The organism is Cupriavidus sp. FW306-01-F10A (genome assembly GCF_058782785.1).
This window is the reverse complement of the sequence record NZ_JBYSYA010000008.1, coordinates 266,711-277,237: the sequence shown is the minus strand read 5'-3', so window position 1 is coordinate 277,237 and position 10,527 is coordinate 266,711. Positions and strand designations below refer to the sequence as shown.

Below are 10,527 nucleotides of genomic sequence, written 5' to 3'. Positions count from 1 at the left end.
GTGGCGGCATGGCCTCGGCGCGCGCGCGCGTGGCGCTGGCGGCGCGGCTGCGTGCCGCGGGCATCCGCGACGAGCGCGTGCTGTCGGCCATTGCCACCGTGCCGCGCCACCTGTTCGTCGAGCCGGGGCTGGCATCGCAGGCGTATGAGGACGCCGCGCTGCCGATCGGCCACCAGCAGACCATTTCCAAGCCGTCGGTGGTGGCGCGCATGATCGAGCTGCTGCGCGAGGGCCTGGCCGCCGACGCGCCGCTGGAGCGCGTGCTCGAGATCGGCACCGGCTGCGGCTACCAGGCCGCGGTGCTGAGCCAGGTCGCGCGCGAAGTCTTCTCGATCGAGCGCATCCGCCCGCTGCACGAGCAGGCCAAGGCCAACCTGCGGCCGCTGCGCGTGCCCAACCTGCGCCTGCACTACGGTGACGGCATGCTGGGGCTGCCCCAGGCGGCGCCGTTTTCGGCCATCATCCTGGCCGCGGCCGGCATGGAGGTGCCCGAGGCGCTGCTGGAGCAGCTGGCCATCGGCGGGCGCCTGATCGCCCCGGTGGCGGTGATGCCGCCGGCGGGCGTGCCGGGCCAGACCGTCACGCAGCAGCTGTTGCTGATCGAGCGGCGCAACCGCCATCGCTTTCACAGAACCGCGCTTGAAGCCGTTTTCTTTGTGCCCTTAAAATCGGGCACCATCTGAGTCGAACTATGCACAACATCGTGAAATCGCAATATTTCGCACGCGCCGGACAACTTTTTGCGGCCTCGGCGCTGACGGCCCTGCTGGCCGCCTGCGCCAATTCGCCGATGCCGGCACCCGTGGTTGACCGTACCTCCACTTCCGGTACCACGGCCGCGACGCTGGAACCGGCGCCCCCCGGATACTATCGGGTCAAGCGAGGCGATACTCTTTACCGTATCGCGCTGGAGAACGGCCAGTCGTATCGCGATGTGGCAACGTGGAACAACCTGACCAATGTGAACCAGATCGAGGTCGGCCAGCTGCTGCGCATCGTGCCGCCGGGTGCCGACGTCAACACTGCGCCCGGCGTGGCCACCATGCCAGTGGCGCCGGGCACGGTGCAGGCGCAGCCGATCGACCAGGCCCGCCCGGCCGCCACGCCGGTGCCGCCGGCTGCGGCCGCTTCGGCGCCTGCGGCAACGCCCGCCGCGCCCGCCGCGGCCGCGGCGCCGGTCGCCGATGGCTCGATGAAGCTGGCCTGGCCGGCAACCGGCCAGACGGTCGGGAAATTCGACGACAAGGGTAATAAAGGCATCGATATTGCGGGCAAGAAGGGCGATGCGGTGCTGGCTGCGGACGATGGTCGGGTGATTCACGTTGGCCCCTTGCGCGGCTACGGGAATCTTGTCATCATCAAACACAACGAGACATTTCTTACTGCTTACGGGCACAACGACAAGGTGCTCGTGGCTGAGCAATCCGCGGTCCGAAAAGGCCAGAAGATTGCGGAGATGGGCAACAGCGATACCGACCGGGTAAAGCTTCACTTCGAAGTCCGCAAGAACGGAAAACCGGTTGATCCGATGCGGTACCTGCCGCCACAGTGAGGGTTCATGCCACGCCAGAAAACTGTCTCCTCCGGAACCGTAAGCAGGGCTCGCCGTCCCAAGCAGCCGGAAGTGAAGGCTGGTGTGGCACATCCCGACGCGCGCGCCGATGCTGAAGGCTTCGAGCCTGATCTCGCCGCCGAACTGATTCCCGTGACCGACGAGCCCATCGCCACGTCCACTTCGGTGGGCCTGCGCGAGGCCGACCTGCTTGCCGACGACAGTGAGCGCATCGTGCGCGACGACGATGAGGACGAGTCGGAAGACGAGGAAGAAGAGAGCGCGGAAAATGGCACCGACAGTGCCGCCCCCGAGCATGATGATTTCCGCACCGTGCTGCATACCGAGCTGGCTGCGGACACCGTCCAGCACTACCTGAACCGCATCAGCATCAAGCCGCTCCTGTCGGCCCCGGAAGAACTGCATTTTTCCACGCTGGCCAAGGACGGCGACTTTGCCGCACGCCAGGTCATGATCGAGCGCAACCTGCGGCTGGTGGTCAGCATCGCCAAGGGCTACCTCAATCGTGGCGTGCCGCTGCTCGACCTGATCGAGGAAGGCAACCTGGGCCTGATGCACGCGATTGAAAAATTCGATCCGTCGCGCGGTTTCCGCTTCTCGACGTACGCGACCTGGTGGATCCGCCAGAGCATCGAGCGCGCCATCATGAACCAGGCGCGCACGGTCCGCCTGCCGGTCCACGTGATCCGCGAACTCAACCAGGTGCTGCGCGCCAAGCGCCATCTGGAGAAGGGCGGCACCGACGGGCGCGACGCCAGCCTTGAAGACATCGCCCACCTGCTGGGCAAGACGCCGGACGAAGTGCAGGACGTCCTGGCACTCAACGAACATACCACCTCGCTCGATACGCCGTTCGATCTCGATCCCGGCTCGAGCCTCCTGGATTTCCTCTCCGACGAGCACAACGCCGCCCCCGACCAGGAGGTGGCGCACCGCGAGCTGGAAGGGCTGATGAAGCTCTGGCTGGCGCGCCTGTCGGAAAAGCATCGCTATGTGGTGGAGCGCCGCTTCGGCCTCAACCATATCGAGCCCGCCACGCTGGAAGAGCTGGCCGAGGAAATGGGCCTCACGCGCGAGCGCGTGCGCCAGATCCAGCAGGAGGCGCTGGTCAAGCTCAAGCGGCATTTCGCTTCGCAAGGTGTCAGGAAGGATGCTGTTCTATGACCCCTGTGCTGGTATTCGACATCGAGACCATTCCCGATGTTGCCGGCCTGCGCCGTTTGCATGACCATCCCGATGCGATGAGCGACGCCGAAGTCGCCGAGCATGCGTTTGCCGCCCGCCGCGAAAAGACCGGCAGCGATTTTCTCCCGCACTACCTGCAGCGCATCGCCGCGATTTCCTGCGTGCTGCGCCGCACGCACCGCGACGGCTCGGCGGTGTTCCACGTCGGCTCACTGGGCACGCCGGAAGACGGCGAGGCCACGCTGATCCAGAAGTTCTATGAACTGATCGCGCGCTACAGCCCGCAACTGGTTTCATGGAACGGCGGCGGCTTCGACCTGCCGGTGCTGCATTATCGCGGCCTGGTCAACGGCGTCACCGCGCCGCGTTACTGGGAGATGGGAGAGGGCCGCGACGACGACAGCCGCGACTTCAAGTGGAACAACTACATCAGCCGCTACCACATGCGGCACCTGGACCTGATGGACCTGCTGGCCATGTACCAGCCCCGCGCCAGCGCGCCGCTGGATGACCTGGCCAAGCTGTGCGGCTTCCCGGGCAAGATGGGGATGGACGGCAGCAAGGTCTGGCAGGCGTTCCAGGCCGGCCAGCTCGACGAGATCCGCGCCTATTGCGAGACCGACGTCGTCAACACCTACCTGATGTACTGCCGCTTCCAGCTGATGCGCGGCGGCATGTCGCCGCGCGAGTTCGACGTCGAGATGGAGTTCGTCCAGGAGTCATTGGCCGAGCTGCCCGGCGAGCAGTGGATGGAATACCTGCAGGCATTCAGGCTGCAGCGCCTCACGCCCGAAGCCGAAGACCTAGACTGAGCACGGCGGCGACGCGCCGCCGACACGAATTCACAGATCCAGCGACAGCAGGATCGGCTGGTGGTCCGAGTTGGCCGTATCGGCATCGACCTCGCAGCGCCGGATCCGCCCGGCGAGATTCTCCGTCACGAACATGAAATCGCAGGCGAACGGCGCCTCCGGCCATTGCTCCTTGTCATACAGGGCGCAGGTCGGCGCATGCGGCTGGCCTGGGTGTGTGTGCAGCCAGGCATCGCGCCAGGGCGGCGTGGTGTCGTCAAAGGGCTCGAGCACACGGCGGTAGGCAATATCGTCAGGCTTGCTGTTGAAGTCGCCGCACAGGACAGCCTCGGCCGGGCGCGGCTCCGGCGTGAACGGACCCGGCCATTTCTCGCTGCGGCCGGGGCGGCGCGCATGGTCGCAGGCTTCGGCGTGCCAGGTGCGCAAGGCTTCGGCTTGCGCGGCGCGCTGGTGTGATGAGTAATACTCCAGGTGCGTGCAGATCACGCGCAGCCGCCGGGTGCCGACTTCGACCGTGGCTTCCAGCGCCACGCGCGGCATCGACGCCACCTGCGGGTCCGCCGGCCAGGGCAGGGCGTGGTGGAAGACTTCGCGCACCGGCAGGCGCGTGGCGATCAGGTTGCCGAATTGCTTGCGCCCTCCGGTGGCGGTGCGCCGGTCGACACCAGGCGCGTAGAGCAGGTGGTAGCCGGGCAGCAGGGCGGTCAACTCCGCCACCTGGTCTTCCCCCGGGCTGCCGCGCAGTTCGCCGAAGCCGCGGGTGACCTCCTGCAGGCAGATGACGTCGGCATCGGCAATGCCGCGCAGGGTGTCGACCTGGCGGCCCAGGTCGACATGCCCGTCGGCGCCGCGACCCCATTGGATATTCCAGGAAATCAGTTCCATTTGCCGTCTCCGTCACGTCGCCGGGAAGCAGCCGCCGGTGCCGGCCCGGTCTGGCATACAATCCCGCTTTCACAAAACAATACGTCAGGTTTCGTCTGGTGTCCCAAGCCGTGTCTTCCCAACAAGAAACGCCGGCAGCCCCGGCCGCTGTTGCCGCTCAAGGTGCTGCTCCCGTCGCAAAAGAGTCCCGTGTCCGCGCCGACGCTGGCGCCCCCGCGGCCGATCCCGTGGTGTCGATCGACAGCCTCGACATGGAGGCCCGCGGCGTTGGCCGCCTGGTGAATGAGGACGGCACGCCCGGCAAGGTGATCTTCGTCGAAGGCGCGCTGCCCGGCGAGACCGTCAGCTACCGCAGCTTTCGCCGCAAGCCCAGCTACGAGCAGGCCCACCTGGTCGAGGTCCGGCAGGAATCGGTGATGCGCGTGAAGCCCGGCTGCCAGCATTTCGGGGTCTGCGGCGGGTGCTCGATGCAGCATCTCGATTCGCGCGCCCAGCTGGCGATCAAGCAGCGCGTGCTGGAAGACAACCTGTGGCACCTGTCCAAGGTGAAGCCCGATGTGGTGTTCCGCCCCATCGCCGGGCCGGACTGGGGCTATCGCTACCGCGCGCGGTTGACTGTGCGCCATGTGGCCAAGAAGGGTGGGGTGCTGGTTGGCTTCCATGAGCGCAAGAGCAGCTATGTGGCCGACATGACCCGTTGCGAGATCCTGCCGCCGCATGTGTCGGCCATGCTGGTGCCGCTGCGCGAGCTGGTTGGCGGCCTGTCGATCCGCGACCGCATGCCGCAGATCGAGCTGGCCGTGGGGCAGGAAGTCACCGCGCTGGTGCTGCGCATCCTGGAGCCGCTGACCGATGCCGACAAGGACCTGCTGCGCGCCTTCGCCGACCAGCACAAGGTGCAGTTCTGGCTGCAGCCCAAGGGCCCGGATACGGTTTATCCGTTCTATCCGGCCGATGCCGAGCTGGCCTATACGCTGCCGGAATTCGGCATCCGCATGCCGTTCAAGCCGACCGATTTCACCCAGGTGAACCACCAGATCAACCGCGTGCTGATCGGCCGCGCGCTGCGTTTGCTGGACGCGCAGCCGCAGGACCGCCTGCTCGACCTGTTCTGCGGCATCGGCAACTTCACGCTGCCGCTGGCCACGCAGGGCAAGTCGGTGATGGGCATCGAAGGCAGCGAGGCGCTGACCACGCGAGCGCTGGCCAACGCCGAATACAACGGGCTGGCGGCCAGGACCGAGTTTGCCTGCCGCAACCTGTTCGAGGTCACGGCCGAGGACATTGCCGCGCTGGGCCGCTTCGACCGCTGGCTGGTCGATCCGCCGCGCGAAGGCGCGCTGGCGGTATGCAAGGCGCTGGGCGAACTGGCGCAGCAGGGTAGCGACGTGCTGCCGCAGCGCATCGTCTACGTATCGTGCAGCCCAGCCACGCTGGCGCGCGACGCCGGCCTGCTGGTGCACGAGGCGGGCTACCGGCTCGCCGGCGCGGGCGTGGTCAACATGTTCCCGCACACCTCGCACGTGGAGTCGATCGCGGTGTTCGATCGCGGCTGATCGCGCAAGTCGCACCAAAGAAAAAACCGGCCATCAGGCCGGTTTTTTCATGCTGCAGGGGAGGTTGCCGTCACTCGCGGCTGCCGCCGAAGATGCCCAGCAGCGCCAGCAGGTTGACGAAGACGTTGTACACGTCCAGGTAGATTGCCAGCGTGGCGGTGATGTAGTTGGTCTCGCCGCCATTCACCACGCGCTGCACATCGAACAGGATGTACGCCGAGAAGATACCGATGGCGATCACCGACACCGTGATCATCAGCGAGGGCAGCTGCAGCCAGATATTGGCGACGCTGGCCAGGATCAGCAGGATCACGCCGACGAACAGGAACTTGCCCAGGCCGGAGAAATCACGCTTGCTGACCGTGGCGATGGTCGCCATTGCGCCGAATACCGCCGCCGTGCCGCCAAAGGCATACATGATCAGCGCCGGCCCGTTGGAGAACTGCAGCGTCACGCCGATCAGCCGCGACAGCATCAGCCCCATGAAGAACGTGAAGGCCAGCAGCAGGACCACGCCCATGCTGCTGTTCTTGGTCTTCTCGATACCGTAGAAGAACCCGAACGCGATGCCCAGGAACAGGATCAGCGACAGGAAGGGGTTGCCCGCCATGAAGCTGAAGCCTGTGGCCACGCCGATCCACGCACCGAGCACGGTGGGGATCATCGAGAGGGCCAGCAGCCAGTAAGTGTTGCGCAAGACCCGGTTGCGAACGACGACGTCAGTGACGGTCGACGCACTGTTGCCGAAACCGTAGGTGTTCAGCTTGTTATCCATGGTGACTCCTGTCTCAAAACGGTGAGGCGCCGGGCTGCGAGGCTTCGGATGCGAAGATTCGTATGGAACCCGGACGGAACCATCGTCAATGTGGCACCTGGGAGGTGGAATTGCAAGGGCGGGGTAACTCATGAGTCACCTCTTGCATTGCTTTGCGCCGTTCGGTGCCGCTCACATTGGATGTTAGCCGGGGCGGCGTGTTCCTGGCATGACAAGGTTGTAATGTGTTCATTGGCATGCTTGGCGTCCGGTTGTGCGGCAAGGGCGGCCCGACACACGCGAGAGCAGGGAAGACCCTCGAAAGGGTCATAGTCTTCGTGCTAGAATCGCATGTTTAATCCATTTGTAACCCCTTCATTTTTCGGAGTTTTTCATGGCGATCGAACGCACCCTGTCGATTATCAAGCCGGATGCCGTGGCCAAGAACGTCATTGGCCAGATCTACGCCCGTTTCGAGGCCGCCGGCCTGAAGATCGTTGCTGCCAAGATGGTGCACCTGTCGCGCGGCGAAGCCGAGCAGTTCTACGCTGTCCACAAGGAGCGTCCGTTCTTCAAGGACCTGGTGGATTTCATGGTTTCCGGCCCGGTCATGATCCAGGCCCTGGAAGGCGAGAACGCCATCGCCAAGAACCGTGACCTGATGGGCGCCACCGACCCGAAGAAGGCCGAGAAGGGCACCATCCGCGCCGATTTCGCCGACAGCATCGACGCCAACGCCGTGCACGGCTCGGACGCCGCTGAAACGGCTGCCGTGGAAGTGTCGTTCTTCTTCCCGGGCATGAACGTCTACAGCCGCTGATTGTCCGGCGCTGCTGCCAGGACTAGACTGACACCGAAGCTGAGTTTGCCGTCATGAACGCTCTCGTCAACCTGCTCGACCTCGACGCGGACGCGCTCACCGCTTATTGCGGCGAGCTCGGCGAGAAGCCGTTCCGTGCGCGGCAACTGCAACGCTGGATCCACCACTACGGTGCCAGCCGCTTCGACGCCATGTCGGATCTCGCCAAGTCGCTGCGCGAAAAGCTCGCGACGCGGGCCGAGATCCGCGCGCCTGCCGCCATCACCGACCACCTGTCGGCCGACGGCACGCGCAAGTGGCTGCTCGACGTGGGCCAGGGCAACGCGGTGGAAACGGTCTACATCCCCGAGGAAACGCGCGGCACGCTGTGCGTTTCCTCGCAGGCGGGGTGCGCCGTCAACTGCCGCTTCTGCTCCACCGGCAAGCAAGGCTTTTCGCGCAACCTCAGCACCGGTGAAATCATCGGCCAGCTGTGGATGGCGGAGTTCGCCATGCGCGAACAACTGGGCCGCGGCCCCAAGGACGACCGCGTCATCTCCAACGTGGTGATGATGGGCATGGGCGAGCCGCTGCTGAACTACGATGCTGTCGTGCCGGCCATGCGCCTGATGCTCGACGACAACGCCTACGGCCTGTCGCGCCGCCGCGTGACGCTGTCCACCTCCGGCGTGGTGCCGATGATGGACCGGCTGTCCAAGGATCTCCCGGTGGCTCTCGCCGTGTCGCTGCACGCGTCCAACGACGCCCTGCGCGACGTGCTGGTGCCGCTGAACAAGAAGTACCCGCTGGCCGAACTGATGGCGGCATGCCGCCGCTACCTGGAATTCGCGCCGCGCGATTTCATTACTTTCGAATACTGCATGCTGGACGGCGTCAACGACGGTGTCGAGCATGCGCGGGAACTGCTGAAGCTTGTGGCCGACGTGCCGTGCAAGTTCAACCTGATCCCGTTCAATCCTTTCCCCGAATCGGGCCTGAAGCGTTCCAACAACGATCAGATCCGGCGCTTTGCGCAGGTGCTGATGGACGCAGGCATCGTGACCACCATCCGCAAGACCCGCGGCGACGATATCGACGCCGCCTGCGGCCAGCTGGCCGGGGAAGTGAAGGACCGCACGCGCCTGGCCGAGCGCGGCAAGTTCGGCAAGATCACGCCACTGGTGCCGGTCGCTGCTTCCGGCCAGCCTCGGGAGGTTCGCCCTGCATGATCCGTCTGCTCGCTGCGGCCCTGCTGGGGCTGCTGATGTTGTCCGGCTGCCAGCTGCCGCATGCGCCGGCGCAGGATCCCCAGACCGCTTCCGACCAGACCGATGCAAGGCGCCGCGCCGGCATCCGGCTGCAGCTTGCCACCAACTACCTGGAGGCGGGCCAGAACGCGGTCGCCCTTGACGAGATCAAGCAGGCCATTGCCATCGATCCGGCGCTCGCCGACGCCTACCATGTGCGCGCGCTGATCTACATGAACATGAATGAGCGGACGCTGGCCGATGACAGCTTCCGCACGGCGGTGTCGATGCGTGCCAACGACGGCGACCTGCTCAACAACTACGGCTGGTTCCTGTGCCAGGAAGGGCGCTACGGCGAGGCCGTGCCGATGCTGCAGCGCGCGATGTCGGCGCCGTCCGCAGGCGGCCCCGCCAAGCCGCTGATCAGCCTGGGCGCGTGCGAGCTGCGCCAGGGCCACAGCGCCGAAGCGGAAAAGAACCTGAAGGCCGCGCTCGGCTACGACCGCAACAACCCGGTGGCCAACACCAACCTTGCGCTGGTCTTCTACCGGCGCGGCGATTTCGCGCAGGCCCGGCAATATGTCCAGCGCGTCAACAACAGCCAATTTGTCAATGCGCAATCCCTCTGGCTGGGAGCGCGCATTGCCCACCGTCAGGGCGACAGCCGCACGCAGGATGCGCTTGGGGCGCAACTGCGCAGCCGCTTCCCCGACTCGCGTGAGTTGACCGCCTACGAACAAGGAGCATGGGATGAGTGAGCACGACCGCGCCGCAGGCCAGGCCGTACCGACGCAACAAGTCGGCGGGGGCGCGCACGAAGGAGAACGCGAAGCTGCCGCACGCGAGATCGGCGCAGCGCTGGCGCGCGAGCGCGAGGCGCAGCGCATGTCGGTGGAAGACGTCAGCGCGCGCCTGAAGGTGGCTGCAGGCAAGCTGCGCGCGATCGAGGCCGGCAACCTGCAGGCACTGCCCGACGTGACCTTCGCCAAGGGCGTGATGCGTGCCTATGCGCGCATGCTGCACGTCGACATCGACCCGCTGCTGGCACGCTTCCAGCCGCGCCCGGTGGCGCAGGTGGCGGAAATTGCCCGGCAGCGCGAGGGTGGCATCAATGCGGCCTTCGACGACCGCAACCGCTTCCGCTCGGGCGGCAACGGCGGCCGCTGGGTCTGGCTGGCGCTGGTGGCCGTGCTGGTGGCCGCGGGCGGCTGGTTCGGCCTTGACCATATCCGCGCATGGATCGATGCGCGCAGCAGCGCTGCCGAGACCGTAACGGCTGAAGCGCCTGCCGTGATCCAGAGCACGGAAGCTGGCACCGTGACGGCGGCGCTGCCGCCGGTCATGGCCGCCAGCGATTCGCCGGCGCCGTCTGCCGAAACCGCTCCGGCCAGTGCCGCCGCAGCTCCCGTGGCCGCGACGGCACCCGCAGCCGCTTCCGCGCCTGCAGCTGCCGCGGCACCGGCTGCGCCAGCAGGCGAGGGCGAACTGCAGATCCGCTTTGCCGGCGATACCTGGTATGAGATCCGGGACAATAGCGGCAAGATCGTCATGGGCGGTACCGCCAAGGCCGGCCAGACCGTGGCCGGTGGCGGCACGGCCCCGTACAAGGTGGTGATCGGCAACGTCAAGGGCGTCGAGTCGTTGACGCGCAATGGCACGCCGGTCGACCTGAAGGCAGCCAACCGCAACAACGTGGCGCGCCTGACGCTGCCCTGA

At 66.1% G+C, this 10,527-nt stretch carries 11 protein-coding genes; 9 read left to right on the top strand and 2 right to left on the bottom strand.

Annotated features, from left to right (window positions below):
* The 4 genes from AC3WLF_RS14925 to AC3WLF_RS14910 form a co-directional block, all read left to right on the top strand.
* On the top strand, positions 1-683 hold a 683-nt coding region (locus AC3WLF_RS14925; protein ID WP_492358434.1), incomplete at its 5' end, for a protein-L-isoaspartate(D-aspartate) O-methyltransferase.
* Positions 684-691: 8 nt separating this feature from the next.
* Positions 692-1,552, top strand: coding sequence for a peptidoglycan DD-metalloendopeptidase family protein (locus AC3WLF_RS14920; protein ID WP_010809416.1), 861 nt, complete (start codon positions 692-694; stop codon positions 1,550-1,552).
* 6 nt (positions 1,553-1,558) lie between these two features.
* Entirely contained in the window at positions 1,559-2,737 is a 1,179-nt protein-coding gene (rpoS, locus tag AC3WLF_RS14915; RefSeq protein WP_011615628.1) for an RNA polymerase sigma factor RpoS, read from the top strand.
* On the top strand, positions 2,734-3,570 hold the full coding sequence (locus tag AC3WLF_RS14910) for a 3'-5' exonuclease (RefSeq protein ID WP_492319878.1): 837 nt from the start codon (positions 2,734-2,736) through the stop codon (positions 3,568-3,570). The genes rpoS and AC3WLF_RS14910 overlap by 4 nt, the downstream gene beginning before the upstream one ends.
* 30 nt (positions 3,571-3,600) lie before the next feature.
* Here AC3WLF_RS14910 and AC3WLF_RS14905 read toward each other — a convergent pair whose 3' ends face one another.
* Complete coding sequence (locus tag AC3WLF_RS14905) at positions 3,601-4,455, bottom strand: endonuclease/exonuclease/phosphatase family protein (RefSeq protein WP_492358433.1); 855 nt, start codon at positions 4,453-4,455, stop codon at positions 3,601-3,603.
* A gap of 251 nt (positions 4,456-4,706) precedes the next feature.
* Between AC3WLF_RS14905 and rlmD the strand changes: the two genes are divergently transcribed.
* On the top strand, positions 4,707-6,011 hold the full coding sequence (rlmD, locus tag AC3WLF_RS14900; protein WP_492319990.1) for a 23S rRNA (uracil(1939)-C(5))-methyltransferase RlmD: 1,305 nt from the start codon (positions 4,707-4,709) through the stop codon (positions 6,009-6,011).
* Between the two features lie 70 nt (positions 6,012-6,081).
* Here rlmD and AC3WLF_RS14895 read toward each other — a convergent pair whose 3' ends face one another.
* Complete coding sequence (locus AC3WLF_RS14895) at positions 6,082-6,786, bottom strand: Bax inhibitor-1/YccA family protein (protein ID WP_010809421.1); 705 nt, start codon at positions 6,784-6,786, stop codon at positions 6,082-6,084.
* A gap of 373 nt (positions 6,787-7,159) precedes the next feature.
* On the opposite strand from AC3WLF_RS14895, the gene ndk reads away from it, so the two are divergent.
* The 4 genes from ndk to AC3WLF_RS14875 are packed head-to-tail and all read left to right on the top strand — an operon-like array spanning position 7,160 to position 10,527.
* The gene (gene ndk / locus AC3WLF_RS14890; protein ID WP_010809422.1) at positions 7,160-7,585 is read left to right on the top strand and encodes a nucleoside-diphosphate kinase; all 426 of its coding nucleotides are present in this window, start codon (positions 7,160-7,162) and stop codon (positions 7,583-7,585) included.
* A gap of 53 nt (positions 7,586-7,638) precedes the next feature.
* Positions 7,639-8,793 carry a dual-specificity RNA methyltransferase RlmN gene (gene rlmN, locus AC3WLF_RS14885; RefSeq protein ID WP_010809423.1) on the top strand — a complete coding sequence of 385 codons (1,155 nt, stop codon included), beginning with the start codon at positions 7,639-7,641 and terminating at the stop codon, positions 8,791-8,793.
* Entirely contained in the window at positions 8,790-9,569 is a 780-nt protein-coding gene (gene pilW, locus AC3WLF_RS14880) for a type IV pilus biogenesis/stability protein PilW (protein WP_492319880.1), read from the top strand. The genes rlmN and pilW overlap by 4 nt, the downstream gene beginning before the upstream one ends.
* A complete protein-coding gene (locus AC3WLF_RS14875) occupies positions 9,562-10,527 on the top strand; it encodes a RodZ domain-containing protein (protein ID WP_492319881.1) in 966 nt (321 codons plus the stop codon). Before pilW ends, AC3WLF_RS14875 begins: the two co-directional genes overlap by 8 nt.